At 41.2% G+C, this 16,103-nt stretch carries 16 protein-coding genes and 1 other annotated feature; of the genes, 1 reads left to right on the forward strand and 15 read right to left on the reverse strand.

What is annotated here, in order from left to right:
* Window positions 1-22 precede the first annotated feature (22 nt).
* From ileS to spoIIGA, 11 genes are all read right to left on the reverse strand, one after another.
* Entirely contained in the window at window positions 23-2,794 is a 2,772-nt protein-coding gene (ileS, locus tag DFO73_RS16170; RefSeq protein WP_110065812.1) for an isoleucine--tRNA ligase, read from the reverse strand.
* Between the two features lie 244 nt (window positions 2,795-3,038).
* Window positions 3,039-3,300 (reverse strand) — a binding site (T-box leader).
* 232 nt (window positions 3,301-3,532) lie between these two features.
* Complete coding sequence (locus DFO73_RS16175; protein ID WP_110065760.1) at window positions 3,533-4,051, reverse strand: DivIVA domain-containing protein; 519 nt, start codon at window positions 4,049-4,051, stop codon at window positions 3,533-3,535.
* A 137-nt stretch (window positions 4,052-4,188) separates the two neighbouring features.
* The gene (locus tag DFO73_RS16180) at window positions 4,189-4,962 is read right to left on the reverse strand and encodes a YlmH family RNA-binding protein (protein WP_110065761.1); all 774 of its coding nucleotides are present in this window, start codon (window positions 4,960-4,962) and stop codon (window positions 4,189-4,191) included.
* 64 nt (window positions 4,963-5,026) lie between these two features.
* Window positions 5,027-5,290 carry a YggT family protein gene (locus DFO73_RS16185; protein WP_110065762.1) on the reverse strand — a complete coding sequence of 88 codons (264 nt, stop codon included), beginning with the start codon at window positions 5,288-5,290 and terminating at the stop codon, window positions 5,027-5,029.
* Window positions 5,291-5,296: 6 nt separating this feature from the next.
* Window positions 5,297-5,743 carry a cell division protein SepF gene (locus DFO73_RS16190; RefSeq protein WP_110065763.1) on the reverse strand — a complete coding sequence of 149 codons (447 nt, stop codon included), beginning with the start codon at window positions 5,741-5,743 and terminating at the stop codon, window positions 5,297-5,299.
* Between the two features lies 1 nt (window position 5,744).
* A complete protein-coding gene (locus DFO73_RS16195) occupies window positions 5,745-6,434 on the reverse strand; it encodes a YggS family pyridoxal phosphate-dependent enzyme (protein ID WP_110065764.1) in 690 nt (229 codons plus the stop codon).
* A 6-nt stretch (window positions 6,435-6,440) separates the two neighbouring features.
* The gene (gene pgeF / locus DFO73_RS16200; RefSeq protein ID WP_110065765.1) at window positions 6,441-7,262 is read right to left on the reverse strand and encodes a peptidoglycan editing factor PgeF; all 822 of its coding nucleotides are present in this window, start codon (window positions 7,260-7,262) and stop codon (window positions 6,441-6,443) included.
* Window positions 7,263-7,332: 70 nt separating this feature from the next.
* A complete protein-coding gene (locus DFO73_RS16205; protein WP_110065766.1) occupies window positions 7,333-7,602 on the reverse strand; it encodes a YlmC/YmxH family sporulation protein in 270 nt (89 codons plus the stop codon).
* Between the two features lie 128 nt (window positions 7,603-7,730).
* A complete protein-coding gene (gene sigG / locus DFO73_RS16210) occupies window positions 7,731-8,510 on the reverse strand; it encodes an RNA polymerase sporulation sigma factor SigG (RefSeq protein ID WP_026041699.1) in 780 nt (259 codons plus the stop codon).
* Window positions 8,511-8,697: 187 nt separating this feature from the next.
* On the reverse strand, window positions 8,698-9,417 hold the full coding sequence (gene sigE / locus DFO73_RS16215) for an RNA polymerase sporulation sigma factor SigE (RefSeq protein WP_009330857.1): 720 nt from the start codon (window positions 9,415-9,417) through the stop codon (window positions 8,698-8,700).
* A gap of 44 nt (window positions 9,418-9,461) precedes the next feature.
* Window positions 9,462-10,400, reverse strand: a complete 939-nt coding sequence (gene spoIIGA / locus DFO73_RS16220) for a sigma-E processing peptidase SpoIIGA (protein ID WP_110065767.1) — start codon at window positions 10,398-10,400, stop codon at window positions 9,462-9,464.
* Window positions 10,401-10,710: 310 nt separating this feature from the next.
* Here spoIIGA and hmpA point away from each other — a divergent pair, with 310 nt between their 5' ends.
* The gene (hmpA, locus tag DFO73_RS16225; RefSeq protein WP_110065768.1) at window positions 10,711-11,940 is read left to right on the forward strand and encodes an NO-inducible flavohemoprotein; all 1,230 of its coding nucleotides are present in this window, start codon (window positions 10,711-10,713) and stop codon (window positions 11,938-11,940) included.
* 313 nt (window positions 11,941-12,253) lie between these two features.
* Here the strand turns inward: hmpA and ftsZ are convergent, their stop codons facing one another.
* The 4 genes from ftsZ to DFO73_RS16245 all read right to left on the reverse strand — a co-directional run bounded on the left by ftsZ (window position 12,254) and on the right by DFO73_RS16245 (window position 16,074).
* Window positions 12,254-13,396, reverse strand: a complete 1,143-nt coding sequence (ftsZ, locus tag DFO73_RS16230) for a cell division protein FtsZ (protein WP_110065769.1) — start codon at window positions 13,394-13,396, stop codon at window positions 12,254-12,256.
* 170 nt (window positions 13,397-13,566) lie between these two features.
* Window positions 13,567-14,853 carry a cell division protein FtsA gene (ftsA, locus tag DFO73_RS16235; protein ID WP_110065770.1) on the reverse strand — a complete coding sequence of 429 codons (1,287 nt, stop codon included), beginning with the start codon at window positions 14,851-14,853 and terminating at the stop codon, window positions 13,567-13,569.
* Window positions 14,854-14,980: 127 nt separating this feature from the next.
* Window positions 14,981-15,343, reverse strand: a complete 363-nt coding sequence (locus DFO73_RS16240; RefSeq protein ID WP_110065771.1) for a small basic family protein — start codon at window positions 15,341-15,343, stop codon at window positions 14,981-14,983.
* On the reverse strand, window positions 15,343-16,074 hold the full coding sequence (locus tag DFO73_RS16245; protein WP_110065772.1) for a DUF881 domain-containing protein: 732 nt from the start codon (window positions 16,072-16,074) through the stop codon (window positions 15,343-15,345). Before DFO73_RS16245 ends, DFO73_RS16240 begins: the two co-directional genes overlap by 1 nt.
* Window positions 16,075-16,103: the final 29 nt, after the last annotated feature.

Consider the following 16,103-nt stretch of genomic DNA (forward strand, 5'->3'; position numbering starts at 1 on the left):
AAAGTTGGGGACCGCTCCATTATTAGGCCAAATGGCTATAATTATTTTTTACAACATCAGCACAGCGAGGGCAAAGTGTGTCGTAGCCCTCTGTCTGGCCAACTTCAGGTGTTACTGTCCAGCAGCGCTCGCAAGTTTCGCCTTCTGCTTTGGTAACAACAATTGCCGTATTTTCGAATTTCATGGCATTTTCAGGAGCATCTCCCAGGCTTCCTGCTACTTCAAAGCCTGAAACGATAAAGAGCTGCTGAAGGTTTTCCTGGATAGAATCCAGAAGGTTTTTAGCATGATCGTTAACATACAGAGTGATTTTTGCTGTCAGCGATTTGCCGATAACTTTTTCATTGCGTGCTTCTTCCAATGCCTTTAAAACATCATCGCGAAGCTTCATAAACGCCGTCCACTTTTCTTCAAGCTGCTTGGCATTTGGAAGCTCTTGATATTCCGGCATATCAGTTAATTGTACACTCTCTTCTTCTACATTTGGGATAAAGCTCCAAACTTCATCTGCTGTATGGGAAAGAATTGGCGCCACAAGTTTTGTAAGAGCAATCAAGCTCTCATAAAGTACTGTTTGGATTGCGCGGCGTTCTGCATTATCTTTTGCTTCAATATAAAGAACATCTTTTGCAAAATCAAGATAAAACGCACTCAGATCCAATGTACAGAAATTATTAACTGCGTGGTAGATGCCGGCAAATTCATAGCGGTCATAAGACTCACGAACGCTCTTGATCAATTTATTAAGCTTTACAAGCATGAACTGATCAACTTCGCGCAGGTTCTCAAATGAAACGGAATCGGCTCCCGGGTTAAAGTCAGCAAGATTCCCAAGCAAGAAACGGAAAGTGTTGCGGATCTTCCGGTAAACTTCAGCAACCTGTTTGAGTATTGCATCAGAAACACGGACATCCGCTTGGTAATCAACGGATGCAACCCATAAACGAAGGATGTCAGCACCAAGCTGGTTCATAACTTTGGCTGGTACGACAACGTTGCCGATTGACTTACTCATTTTTCTGCCTTCACCGTCCAGGGTAAAACCATGACTTAGGACCCCTTTATAAGGAGCTTTTCCTGTAACAGCTACTGCAGTGGATAACGAGGAGTTGAACCAACCGCGATACTGGTCGGATCCCTCAAGGTATAAGTCTGCAGGACGCTGCAAATCATCGCGTTCTAAAAGAACCGCCTGGTGGGAAGAACCGGAATCAAACCAAACGTCCATGATATCCGTTTCTTTTGTGAATTGGCCGTTCGGGCTTCCAGGATGAGTAAACCCTTCAGGAAGCAACTCCTTAGCTTCTTTTTCAAACCAAATATTTGAACCATTTTTACGGAAAAGACCTGATACATGTTCGATTGTCTCATCTGTAATAATTTCTTCTCCATTTTCCGCATAAAAGACAGGAATTGGCACACCCCACACACGCTGGCGGGAAATACACCAATCTCCGCGGTCGCGGACCATGTTGAACAGTCTCGTTTCACCCCATGCAGGATACCAATTGGTTTCCTTAACAGCTTCTAAAAGCTCATTGCGGAAATCCTTAATGGATGCAAACCACTGTGCAGTGGCACGGAAAATTACCGGTTTTTTTGTTCTCCAGTCATGAGGATAAGAGTGAGTAATGAATGTTAGCTTTAACAAAGCGCCAACTTCAGAAAGCTTTTCCGTAATTGGTTTGTTGGCAGCATCATAGAACAAGCCTTCAAATCCCGGCGCTTCATTTGTCATGTTTCCTTTATCATCTACCGGGCATAATACGTCCAATCCGTATTTCATACCAACATGGAAATCGTCTTCCCCATGGCCGGGAGCTGTGTGAACACAGCCAGTACCTGCGTCTGTAGTTACATGCTCGCCCAGCATAACAAGGGAGTCACGCCCATATAGAGGGTGCTCAGCAATTACATGCTCAAGCTCGCTTCCGTTAATTGTTTTAACAATATTATGGTCTTCCCATTCGAACTCTTTTGCTACTGACGACAATAAATCTTCAGCAACAAGGTATTTTTGGCCGCTTGCTTCAACTACAGCATAATTGAGCTCCGGATGAACAGAAATTCCAAGGTTGGCAGGAATCGTCCAAGGAGTTGTTGTCCAAATGATAATTTTCGTATCGTTATCCAATACGTTCTTTCCGTCTTTTACTTTAAATCCAACATATATTGATGGTGAACGTTTATCTTTATATTCAATTTCGGCTTCAGCCAATGCAGATTCAGATGACGGAGACCAATAAACAGGCTTTTTGCCTTTGTAAATATAACCCTTTTTAGCCATATCTCCAAACACTTTAATTTGCTGTGCCTCGTATTCAGGCTTCAGTGTGATATATGGGTTCTCCCAATCACCTCGAACGCCCAATCGCTTAAATTGTCCCCGCTGGCTGTCAATTTGCTCATAAGCATACTCTTCGCAAAGTTTGCGGAATTCCGCAACACTCATTTCTTTCCTCTTAACCCCTTTATTTGTCAAAGCCTGCTCAATCGGCAAACCATGTGTGTCCCATCCGGGAACATATGGGGCATTGTATCCCGACATAGACTTGGAACGGACAATGAAATCCTTAAGGATTTTGTTCAGGGCATGGCCGATATGAATATCGCCATTTGCATATGGAGGGCCATCGTGCAGCACAAACATCGGACGGCCTTTAGTGCGTTCCTGAACCTTTTCATAAATATTCATTTCTTCCCACTTTGCCTGAACTTCAGGTTCGCGCTTTGGCAGATTGCCGCGCATCGGGAATTCTGTTTTCGGCATTAATAAACTATCTTTGTAATCCATTCCATTTCCTCCTGTATAAAGTGAAACTTCAATCAGTGGGGCTTCCTTCATCCCCATTGATTGTTAGTTGAACCAATCGGGCCTCTATGGTCAGTTTGACTCCCGCTTATCCCCCTTCGATTCCTCTGAGTCTTGAAGTGGGAGTCTTACTGCCCGTTAGACTGCGACAAACTCATTAAATACCATGATTGCCAATGTGAGAGCAGATAAATCAACGGAAAACACAAAAAACCCTCTCATCCCTAAAAGGGACGAGAAGGTTTTATTCTCCCGCGGTACCACCCTTGTAGACGGAATTACTCAATTCCATCCGCTCAAAGCATTCTTAACGTGAATGATTCGCCTTGGCCTACTCGTTCTAAAGAATGTTCGGCAAGGAACTCAAGGGTGATTTTCCAATTTTCTGCTTATCCCCGGGCTTCCACCGTCCCCGGCTCGCTAGCAGAGTTCATATGCACTCTGCACTTAAGCTAAAAAAACTGTACTGTCCCTCTCATCGTTTATAAACAAGGTATTTACTTTGTTATAGGCTCTGTTAACCTTGGGTGTTGATTTCCACTGCAGACACTCGCTTTCCGCGGGCGGTCCGGGAGCCTCCTCGACGACGCCTTGCGCCTGCGGGGTCTACGTTTGACACGCTTCTCCCGCAGGAGTCTCGCGTCTTCCGCTCCAATCAACAAAATACTAATCTTTAACACAGCTTTGTTTTAAAATTATATGCGATATCTCCAGCTTTCGTCAAGCCAGTGATTCTTCCTCTTCTTTTAATGATTTAAGATCTGTAGAGTCAAGCTTATACTCCATTAGATGATCCCAGTCATCATTGTTCAGCATATCAAGCTGTGCTTCAACGAGCATTTTGAAACGGGTTCTGAATACTTTGGATTGTTTCTTCAGGTCTTCAATATCCAAAGCTATTTTTCTGGCTTTCGATAACGACTCATTAACAATCCTGTCAGCATTCTTTTCCGCTTCTTTAATGATCAGCTTTGCTTCCTTATGGGCATTGCGTTTAACTTCTTCTGCAGCTTCCTGTGCCACCACAATGGATTTATTCAAAGTCTCTTCAATTGTAGTAAAGTGGCCAATGCGATCGTTAACTTCATTAAGCTTTTCTTCAAGCTCCTTTTTCTCCCTAATCAGGATTTCATAATCTTTAATGATTTGGTCGAGGAACTCATTTACTTCATCTTCATCATATCCACGGAATCCTTTGCTGAATTCCTTGTTATGAATATCTAACGGTGTTAATGGCATAGGTGCCACCTCCCAGGTCTGTTGTTCTTATGTAAAAATTTGTCTGAGCCTGCTGGTTCTTTTTCATTATAACAGACTCCGCTATCTTTTGATTTATTTATTCGACAGGTTGCATCAATTTCCTGCATTATTTTAAATTATTTTTGTCTTCCTGCGATAATTCTCCATTTTTCCTTCTTGGTTTTCCCTTCAATCCCCATGATTTTGGAACGCCCATGCCCCCTGACTGAAATTATATCTCCTTCTTTGCATTCAAAGGAGGGGTTTTCAATTAATGTCCAATTGACTTTAACCAACCCCTGCTGGAGAAAAAGCTGTGATTTTTGCCTGGAGATATTATAAACAGCTGAAATGACTGTATCAAGCCTTAAGGAGGATGATGTGACAGAACATTCCCGCCATTCCTCACTGGTTTGGATCGCTTCAGCAAAGGGCAGCTTGCTAAGAGTTACAGAAGCTCTGCCGATTGACTCCAGCTGCAGGCGAATATAGTCCTCAACTTCTTCAGAAACAAAGAATTGGATCCTGTCGTCTTCGAAAAGAATATCCCCGAATTTCCCCCGCTTCAATCCAAGGGACATCAGGCTGCCTAAAACCTGGGGATGTTCGAGTGTAATAAACTTTTTTGGATATTCAACTTCATATAAACAAATCTGAAAATCATCCTTATCACTTTCGTAATAATCAGGGAATATAAGAGCCCTTTTCCTTTCTGCATTAGCTGTACCTCCAAATAAATCCCACTTTATCCCTAAATGCTGGCCTATTATGCTTATAAGAATATGCTGCTCCCTCGGATCAAGAAAATCGGTAAGCTTTGGAGCATATGTATTTTCCACCTGATCCTTCCAATTGAGGACCTGGTCAATAAACTCTTTTTCTTCCGGACGGAAGTGCTGATAGATGCTCATTTATTTGCAAATCCTCCTTTTATACAAAATAAAAAAGGGACCTTTGATAGCCCCATTTTTACGCTTATGCAATCCAGTAATAAAGCTGCTGCAATCCACCTGTAGCGAATCGCAAAACTAGGATGGCGACGATTGGCGAAATATCGATCATGCCTAGCGGAGGAATAATTTTGCGGAACGGTTCAAGATATGGCTCGCAAATTCTAGCAAGAAATTGGCCGAAAACTGATTCCCTCGCATTTGGAAACCATGACAGCAGAATATAAATAATCAATGCCCATGAGTAATAATAAATTGCAGATGACAAAATCCCAAATATTAATTCCATTAAAAGTTACCACCTCGTATTTTCGAATTCTTGTTCCTTCATCAATTGAGAAATGCTTCCCGAAACTTCAACGTTATCAGGCGTGCATAAGAAAATATCTGTCCCGACCTTTTGAATATCTCCGCCGATGGCATAAACAGTTCCGCTTAAAAAATCAACGATCCGTTTAGCCTGGTCCTTATCAATTCTTTGCAGGTTCACCACAACGGCCCTTCTATTTTTTAGCTGATCAGCAATATCCTGTGCTTCCGCATACACACGCGGTTCAACAAGGACTACTTTAGAAGATTTCTGCACACTTTGCAGGCTGACAATATTTTGTTTTTGAACTGGCTGCTGCTGTTTTTGCACCTGCTTTACCGGTTCTCTTTCTTCTTCGATGATTTCCTCTTCCTTATAGTCATATTCATCATCCAGGAAGAAAAATGTTTTAAATTTTGATTTTATACTCATTTTATTGAACCTCCTGATCCTTTTCGCCTACTAAAGCAGTTCCAATTCTCACCATGGTAGCCCCTTCTTCAATGGCGATGCCAAAATCGTTGGACATGCCCATTGAAAGTTCTGTGCATGGAGCAAAATCGTAATTAAGATCCCTCACCTCTGCTTGAAGGTCTTTCAGCTTCCGGAAACAGGAACGCAGCTGATCTTCGTCGGAAGTGAACGGCGCCATCGTCATAAGACCGATGATGTTCAGGTTCTTAAACTCTCCCATGCTTGAAATGAATTCAGCTACGTCTTCAGGATTAATTCCCTGTTTGGACTCTTCCCCAGAAACATTGACCTGAACAAAACAATTTATTTTTTTTGATGCCCGCTTATCAATTTCCTTTGCAAGGGAAATCCGGTCCAGTGAATGAATAAAATCAACCTTATCTATAATGTTTTTTACCTTCCGGGTTTGAAGTGTGCCGATAAAGTGCCAGGTCGGCTTGTCCTTTAAAACTTCCCACTTGGCAAGGAGTCCATCATCTCTGTTTTCACCTAAATGATCAATCCCGGCCTCAACGGCTTCCAGGGCCCTTTCTGTTGAAACATATTTGGTAACCGCAATAACTGTTATATCCTCAGGATTACGTTCCACTTTTTCGCACGCTTCCAGAATGGCAGACTTTATTTGGTTTAAATTCTCTTCAACTTTCATTTAGCTTCAGACTTCCTCCTTCCATCCGATAAAGCTCATCATTCTGCCTGTTCTCCCTTTATCTCTTCGATGGGAGAAGAAATAGTCCTGATGGCAGCTTGTACAATATTCCGTAATTGTAATATTAGCTTCAAAAATACCAGCATTCAAAAGGATTTGCTTATTCAGCTCTTTCAAGTCTAGATGGTACTGATTGTCATTAATTAAATTATATGGCTTTATCTCGACATCTTCTAGTATTTTTTGCACTTTTGAAATGACACGCTCATCAACAATGTAACAACTTTCACAAATGGACGGCCCTATAACCGCTCGAACCTCAGCTAAATCAATTCCTTCATTGCTGTAAAACTTTGCCATTTCTCTGCCAATTCCCCCGACTGTACCCTTCCAGCCTGCATGGGCAATACCAATTGCTCCAGTTTTTTCGTGCAAAAAATAAAGCGGCACACAATCTGCATAACAGAGAGTTAATAGCACACCTTTTTCATATGTAAAAAACCCGTCAGTGCCAGAAAAAGAATCCTCATATAGAAGCGCGCCCTTTCCCTGGTCACCCTTGGATATCTTTTGGATTCTTACTTCATGTGTTTGTTCCGCACCAACCCATTTATCTGGAGAAAAACCAAGCAAGCCAGCCACATGCTTGCGATTTTGGCTGACCGCTTCATAGCTGTCATTCACATGCAGCCCTACATTGAGAGCATTGAACTCATTTTGGCTGCAGCCTCCATTCTTGGTTGTGAATCCTGCAGTTATATTAGGAAAACGATCTGTCCATTCTTTTATCATAAAATACTCTTTATTTCTAAGAGAAAATGGCTCCATACTTTTAACCCCATTTTATTTTTCTATAGTTTACCATAGAGTTAGCCCCGTTTACAGCTATAACAGCTCGTTACGCCTTTTCCTCGATATATTTCAGCTCAGTTGTATCTTTGTAGCGAACCAATATGACATCTTCGCCGATTTTCAATATGTTTTTCCACGGAATGACAATGTCCTCATCCTTACCGAAAAAGCCTAATACTTTACCAGCTCCGCCTATAACAACAGCTTCGATTTTTCCAGTGTTTATATTGATGTCAATATCCCCAATATTCCCAAGCTTTCTTCCATCCGCAACATTTACAACATCCTTCATCTGAAATTCAGATATTTTCACCATCGAGACTTCACTCCCAATTTTATGTTCTTATTAAATATATGTTTGCTGCTATAGGAAAAATGTTAGAAAAGGAGCGAAAAGTATAAAAGCTAAAGGCTGGTAAAGCAAAAAGCAGCCAAAATGGCTGCTCAGCTTTGAATATTTTTATTCATTTGTTTAATGGCTGCTTTTTCCAGCCTGGAGACTTGTGCCTGGGAAATTCCAATTTCCTCGGCCACTTCCATTTGGGTTTTTCCCTGGAAGAACCGTTTCCTTAGTATAAGCTTTTCTCTTTCATTCAGCCTCCGCATACCTTCTTTTAATGCTATTTCTTCAATCCATTGAATATCCTTGTTTCGTTCATCGCTCAATTGATCCATCACGTAAATCGGATCTCCGCCATCATTATAGATCGGTTCAAATAAGGAGACAGGATCCTGGATGGCATCCAATGCGAAAACAATTTCTTCATGCGGAACATCTAGCTCTTTGGCAATTTCTTCAGCTGTCGGTTCTCTTGAGGTTTTACTCATCAAGCGTTCTCGCACTTGCAGCGCTTTATAAGCAATATCCCTTAATGACCGAGATACGCGTATAGGGTTATTATCCCGCAGATACCTTCGGATTTCCCCTATAATCATTGGGACTGCATAGGTGGAAAACTTAACGTTTTGACTTAAATCAAAATTATCAATAGATTTCATGAGACCGATACAGCCGACCTGGAACAGGTCATCAACAAATTCGCCTCTGTTATTAAATCGCTGGATCACACTTAAGACGAGACGCAGGTTGCCGTTGACGAGTTTTTCCCGTGCGGTTATATCCCCCTTATGCATTTGCTTGAAGAGCTCTCTCATTTCTTCGTTTTTTAAAACTGGAAGCTTTGAAGTATCAACACCGCAAATTTCTACTTTATTTCGAGTCAATCCATTTCCCTCCTCACAGGAGCTGCTGTACAAAAAACAGTATCTCCTTGAGCAGGAAAAATATGCACCGGCTATTCTGCCCAACGGATGGGCAAATGCTCAAAACATCATGAACACTAGGTTTTTCACTTGCAAATTTTTGTAAAAAAATTATTAATAGGATTCCTTAAAAACTGTTCTGAATTTTCTATACCATCTTATTAAATTCCTTCTTCAATCTTTTAATGATCCTTTTTTCCAGGCGGGATATATAAGACTGGGAAATCCCAAGCATATCTGCTACGTCTTTTTGGGTTTTTTCTTCCCCAGACCCAAGCCCAAACCTCAGCTCCATGATCTGCTTCTCCCTGTCTGAAAGCTGGTGCAAAGCCTTTAGCAGCAGCTTTTTATCAACATTGGCCTCCAGGTCTTTGGTAATAATGTCATCCTCAGTGCCAAGAACATCGGAAAGCAGCAATTCATTCCCATCCCAATCTATATTTAATGGTTCATCGAAGGAGACTTCAGAGCGAATTTTATTATTTCTTCTTAAGTACATAAGAATCTCATTCTCAATACAGCGGGAAGCGTATGTAGCCAGCTTAATTTTTTTCTCAGGATTAAAGGTATTTACCGCTTTAATCAGACCGATTGTTCCAATGCTGATCAAATCCTCAATATTAATGCCCGTGTTTTCGAACTTTCTCGCAATATAAACAACTAACCTGAGGTTTCTTTCAATCAGAATGGATCTTGCTGCTTTATCCCCTTTCGGAAGCTTAATTAACAGCATTTCTTCTTCTTCCTTGCTGAGAGGAGGAGGGAGTGCTTCGCTGCCGCCTATATAATAAACTTCATCTGTTTTGATCCCCAGCTTAATTAATAATTTATACCAATAATAGGATAAGCGAAGTTTTAACTTTTTCATGAATTGTCCTCCTTCTAATTTATGTTTTTGCTGAGTATAGTATATTAACTTACCTTTGCATCCGGATTTATTTTACTTGTACCAGTAAGCATTTTAGGATGAACGATACATTGGAAAGCATCATCAGCGGAAAGCTGCTGCATGGAAAAGGAGACCAATCCCCTTTCTACTTCGATTATTTCATTTTCTTTTCCAAGAACTATGCGGTCAGGTTTAAAAGCAATGATAAGCTGATGTTCTTGTCCAACTACCTTGCATGGAATAACCCTCATTTTATGCTCCCATTCTCCGCCTATCGATTCATTTCCTAGTATTATTTCCTCAGGGTTTCCAGCAATTTTTATTATTTCTTGAGGAAACTGTTCGAGCCTGTCTTTAATCGAAATAAACATGACCGGCATCTTCGAAATAGGATCATAAAGCTGGTTGCCGCTGTCAATCAGGCCTTTAAAACGATATTCCTTTTCCTCAATAACAATTAGTACTTGGACCAAGGAATCATATTGAATTTTGGTCATTTCAATCCCTTCAATATTCCTTTTTGAAAAATGCCAGGCCAGCGGAAAGCCCAGCAGCACGAACAGCCAGCTGATCGGGTCTCCAAACCCTTTAACACTTGCCAGCATAACTGAAGAAGAAAGCTGAAAATCGAATTTAATAAAATAATGGATGCCGATCAAGGATCCTCCAATTAGAAATGTAGAAAAATAAAAAGTCATAAGTCCTTTTAGAAAGTAACGTAACCGCTTAAAGCCAAATGCAGTAAGTACCATGGCAACAGAGAATAATAATTTTGTTATGGGGTGTCCAGAATAGGCATTTAATGGAGTAAAAACTAATAATATAATAACCGAACCTACCAAGCCTCCCGCAAAAACTCTCCAGAGACGAACTTCTCTTTTTAAAATAATGGCTGTCAAATAAAGGAGGAGGCTATCAAACATAAAATTTAATGCCCAGATAATATCCAAATATACCGCCAATTATCTTCCCCCTTAAAAAGCTAAGCACTTAAATAAACCATAGTGAAAGCCTCCAAAATTCTGGGGAAGCTATGATGCTATGATTCTGTTAGAAAAAAGTATAGCGCATATCAGGAGATAAAGTGTGTCACTTTCTGTAAGCAAAACGATAGAAATTTTCCCTATTCCCTTCGGATTTTGTCAGTATTTTTCCTTTTTTAGCTCTTTAAATGTTTTTGTTATTATTCAATAGTGTGATGTACATCACATATTTCCTTTTTTATATGACCTATAATTATAGTGAAAATATAAAAAAAGGAGTTTTGCTGAAATGCTAGACACAAAAACGATTGAAATTATTAAAAGCACTGTACCTGTACTCGAAAAACATGGCGAGGATATTACTAAAACTTTTTATAAGCTAATGTTTACAAATCACCCTGAACTATTAAATATTTTTAACCACGCAAACCAAAAGCAGGGGCGTCAGCAGAAAGCGCTCGCAAACTCTGTTTATGCCGCTGCAAAATACATTGACCAGCTTGAAGTCATCTTGCCGGTTGTAACACAGATCGCCCATAAGCACCGTTCGCTGGGGATTAAACCGGAGCATTATCCAATTGTTGGGGAGCATTTAATCCTTGCAATAAAAGAGGTTCTTAAAGAGGGGGCTACAGACGAAATTATTGAGGCATGGACAAAAGCCTATGGAGTTATTGCAGATGCTTTTATCGGCTTGGAAAAGAGCCTTTATGATGAGGCCTCCCAGAAACCAGGCGGCTGGAAGGATTTCAGGACATTTACCGTTACTAAGAAAGTTAAGGAAAGCGATGTAATCACATCATTCTACTTGAGTCCAGTTGATGGCGGAGATATTGCCGACTATCTGCCAGGCCAATATATAAGTGTGAAGCTAAATATCCAAGGGGAAGAATTTAAACACATCCGTCAATACAGCCTATCTGATTCTCCAGAAAAAGCATACTATCGTATTTCTGTCAAGAAGGAAGAAGGAACGAACGAGAAGCCGGAAGGAAAGATATCCAGCTATCTTCACAATGAATTAAAAGAAGGCGATCAAATAGAAATAAGCGCTCCAGCAGGAGAATTTGTTCTCGAACAGACTGATCAATCAATCATACTCCTAAGCGGCGGCGTTGGGATAACCCCTATGCTAAGCATGCTTCGCCATCTTGATGCATTAGGCATGACTAACGAAACTGCCTTTATCCATGCCGCAATTAATGGAAATGTTCACGCTTTTGCTAAGGAAGTAAAAAATATAGAAGAAAATAATCAGTTGGTAAAAGCGTATTTCTGTTATGAAAATCCATCCGAAAAGGATAAGGAAGAGAAGTCCTACAATAAAGAGGGTTATATAACATCTGAATGGCTAAAAACAATTGTTTCCAATATGGATAGCCTGGTTTATATGTGCGGTCCAGTACCGTTTATGCAAGCCATGTACGAAGCATTGCTTGAAGCAGGTTTCAAAAAAGAAAATATCCGTTATGAATTCTTCGGTCCTTCAATGGAATTAAAAGAACCACAATCTGTATAAAGCAAAAAAGCATGGACCTGATATCAGGTCCATGCTTTTCTCGCAGGCTCAATTAACTTGGGTGGTGATTTTCCCAGCAGGCACTTCCCTTACCGAGTGCTTTCAGGAGCCTCCTTTGCGTTCTATGCCTTTGGTGTACAATTTTCCCCCAGGACTTTGGAAGAACATTCTTTAATAAGCATTTTCGAGGATTCTCGAGCCTTCAGTTCCAATTAACACACTTCTAATCAGCAAATAGCTTAAGCACAGCTTTCTTGAAAAAACACCTGGAATCATAGACTATCTCTGATTCCAGGTGTTTATTTATTTATCATTATCTCCTGCGGTTGCGGTTGCGGAGGAAGGTTGGAATATCCAGAGTTTCTTCTGGCTGGTGAGACTGGTTGCTTCTTACAGGCTCTTGTGGAGCTTCCTCTCTCTTTTGCTCACGTTTGACCGTTCCCATGCTTGGTGCAGCTTTCGGCTGTCCAAATGAAGGTCTGGTTGGTTTAGGCTGGATGACTTCCTCGTTAAATCCGGTTGCAATAACCGTTACAACGATTTCATCCTTAAGATTTTCATTAATAACAGAACCGAAAATCATGTTTACGTCCTGATCTGATGCAGAAGCAACAATATCGGCAGCTTCCTGAACTTCATACAGGCTCAGGTTGGATCCGCCTGTGATATTCATCAGAACCCCCTGGGCTCCGTCAATTGACGTTTCAAGCAATGGTGATGATATGGCTTTTTTCGCCGCTTCAGCAGCACGGTTTTCGCCTGCCGCAACACCTATCCCCATTAATGCTGATCCTTTATTGGACATAATCGTTTTTACATCTGCAAAGTCAAGGTTGATTAGCCCTGGTACGGCAATCAAATCGGAAATACCCTGTACACCTTGGCGAAGAACATTATCCGCTTCCCGGAATGCTTCAAGCATCGGAGTGCTTTTATCAACAATTTCTAAAAGCCTGTCATTAGGAATGACAATCAAAGTATCAACAGCTTCTTTCATGGAAGCAATGCCGCCGGCAGCCTGGGTAGAACGCTTTCTGCCTTCAAACGTAAATGGGCGGGTAACAACTCCAACTGTCAAGGCACCTAAATCACGGGCAATTTGGGCAATTACCGGAGCAGCCCCTGTTCCAGTTCCGCCTCCCATCCCGGCAGTAACGAAAACCATATCCGCGCCTTTTAGAGCTTCTTCAACCTGCTCCTTGCTTTCTTCGGCTGCCTTTTTGCCTACCTCAGGGTTTGCACCAGCACCAAGGCCTCTTGTAAGCTTTCCTCCAATTTGCATTTTCACTTCAGCTTTTGACAGGTTCAACGCCTGGGCGTCTGTGTTAACTGCAATAAACTCGACACCCTGCACACCGTGTTCAATCATTCTATTTACTGCATTGTTACCGCCGCCTCCAACGCCGATTACTTTAATGGTTGCTAATGAATCTAAATTCGTATCAAATTCCAACATGACTAATCCTCCTAATTCGTCGATATTCCTAAGAACACCTTTTTCTGATTCGCTTTTTTATTTGCACCGTGGAAATAGTCTTTGCTGTCTATTTCGCCGTGCTTGTCTTTTTTGCTGATAGCCCAATGGCTGGTTATTCCGTTTCCAAAACCCATGCGAATCAAATCAAGTTATTCGAAAAAGTATCCGAGGAACTTTTTAACTCTTGATGTGATTTTTTCTTCCGGCTGTTTTTCCGGCTTTGTTTTTGGTTGCGGTTGTTGTTTCTGAACTCGTTTCTCTTTTGTTTCCGGAACAGTTACTGGATGCTCCATTCTTCTGCCCTGTATCTTGGCATTCTTGTAAGCAAACTTGATCAGTCCGACAGCTGTTGTATATTGAGGTTCCCTTACACCAATATAATCTGGGATTGCTATGCGCACCCTATTTTGGAAAACGACCTGTGCCAACTCCAGTATTCCCTGGGTATTTGCTACGCCCCCGCTAAGGACATAGCCCCCCGGAAGATCCTTGGCTCCAAGGCGCTTTACCTCGTGCTGGATAAGGTCAAATATCTCTTCCATCCTCGCTTCAATAATGTCCGATATTTCAAGCTGGTTAAATTGCTGATGCTGGTCGCTGCCAATGATCGGAACACTAAATACTTCATCTTCGGATGCATGGTCATAGAATGCATAACCATGCTTTGTCTTAATGTTTTCTGCATCTTCAGTAGATGTACGAAGGCCAATTGATAAATCTTTTGTTATATGGTCCCCGCCGACTGGGAGGACACTGGTTGCCTTCAATACTCCGTTTTCAAACAAGGCGATTGTTGTAGAACCGCCGCCAATGTCCACAAGTGCCACTCCAAGATTCTTTTCATCTTTCGAAAGGGCAAAAGCTCCTGCTGCCAGCGGCTGAAGCGTAATATCCATAATTTCAAGACCGGCACGTTCTACACAGCGCAGTGTGTTATGTAATATTGTTTTGGATCCGGTAATAATGGTGCCTTCCATTTCGAGGCGCACACCGATCATTCCGCGGGGATCGCTAATCTCATCTAATCCGTCAACGATGAACTGTTTAGGGATTACATCAATGATATCTCTTTCAGGAGGGATGGATACGACCTGTGCCGCATCAATAACCCTAGCAACATCCTCGTCTGTAATTTCCCTATTTTCGCTGGAAACAGCTACTACCCCATGTGATGGCTGAAGCATAACATGATTGCCTGTAATACCTACAATCACATTTTTAATCTCCATTCCTATCATTCTCTCAGCCTGTTCAATTGCCTTTTTAATAGAATGAACGGTTTCGTCTATATCAACAATGGAGCCTTTGCGTAACCCTTCAGACTTCACATTGCCCACACCAATAATATTTAAAGAGTCATTGACCATTTCCCCAATGATTACTTTCACACTGGATGTACCGATGTCAAGACTAACATATATTTCATTGCTGTTCATTCTCTGGCACCTCCTTTAGCAATTCCGATTATTATTGAACAACAATCATTTTTTTGTTGTTTGTGTAAAATAAGTAGTTTATCTATAAAATTATTCGTCAAAACTAATATATTCCCTTTTTTAAATATCAATTTTTTTCTGTTTTTTCTTGGTTTTGGGACCATTTTGCAATTAGAATACGCCTTATTACCGCAATATTTTGGAATAGCCTGACTCCAAATGCAAAAACGGCTGCTAAATACAAGTCTACACCAAGATGGACACCCAGAAAAGCTAAACTTGCTGCCAGTAAAATATTAAAAAAGAATCCGGAGACGAAAACTTTTTCATCATAGATATTTTGAAGCTGTGCCCGAATTCCTCCGAATAGAGTGTCCAGTGCAGCAAGGACAGCGATGGATAAATAATTTGAGTATTCCTCAGGGATTGTTATATCCGTTAATAAACCAAGTATAACCCCTATGATTAATCCTAAAATAGGAAGCCACATTATGATTTGCCTCCTTCTTCAGGTTTCACAGGCTCCATATATCTGATTCTGAGTGCTTCGTCATAAGCCGGAACGGTAACAGGACCTTCAGGCTTATGCACCTTTACCCGAAGATTGTCTATGAAGAATTCCTCTGCAGATTTTGATACCTGCATTCGGTTGAACAGCTTCTCGGCAGACTGAGCGTTCTCTGTTATTACTTTTATTTCAATAGGGAGCCGGTTTAGTGCATATCCGTCTATCATTGTTTCCCTGTTGATATCACGGATAACAGTAGTGTTGATGACCCGTCTCTCATCAATGGAAATATGCTGGGCATCATACATATTCAGCTCATTAACAAGCCTTTTAAGTAAATCAGGTGAGATAGAGTCTACTTGTTTCCCTAGAAGCAGTTCTTCATAAACCGGTTCAATGGTCAAAATGATCCCCGGTCCCGTCACTTCACTTAATCCGGCTTCCATTCTTAATTCCTCCAGCGTTTCACGCAGCACTTGCTCCTTGCTTTGTTTGCGCTTTGTTTCATATTGGGCAATTTTCTCTTCGTTTGAACTGATCTCGCGAAGCAGCTTCAATTGCAATTCCTTTTCTTTAAGTAAATCCTCTCTTAGCTGCCATGTATCCCTTGTATCACGAACGACAGGTTCTTTTACAGTTTGAAACTGTACGGCAATCATAAAGCCGATGACTACCGTAATAAAAGTAAAGCTGAGTTTCTTTTTGCTGTCCACTTTAATTCCACCTTACTTTCCCGTATAAA

The sequence above is a fragment of the Cytobacillus oceanisediminis genome, assembly GCF_003182355.1.
Classification (GTDB): Bacteria; Bacillota; Bacilli; order Bacillales; family Cytobacillaceae; genus Cytobacillus; species Cytobacillus oceanisediminis_A.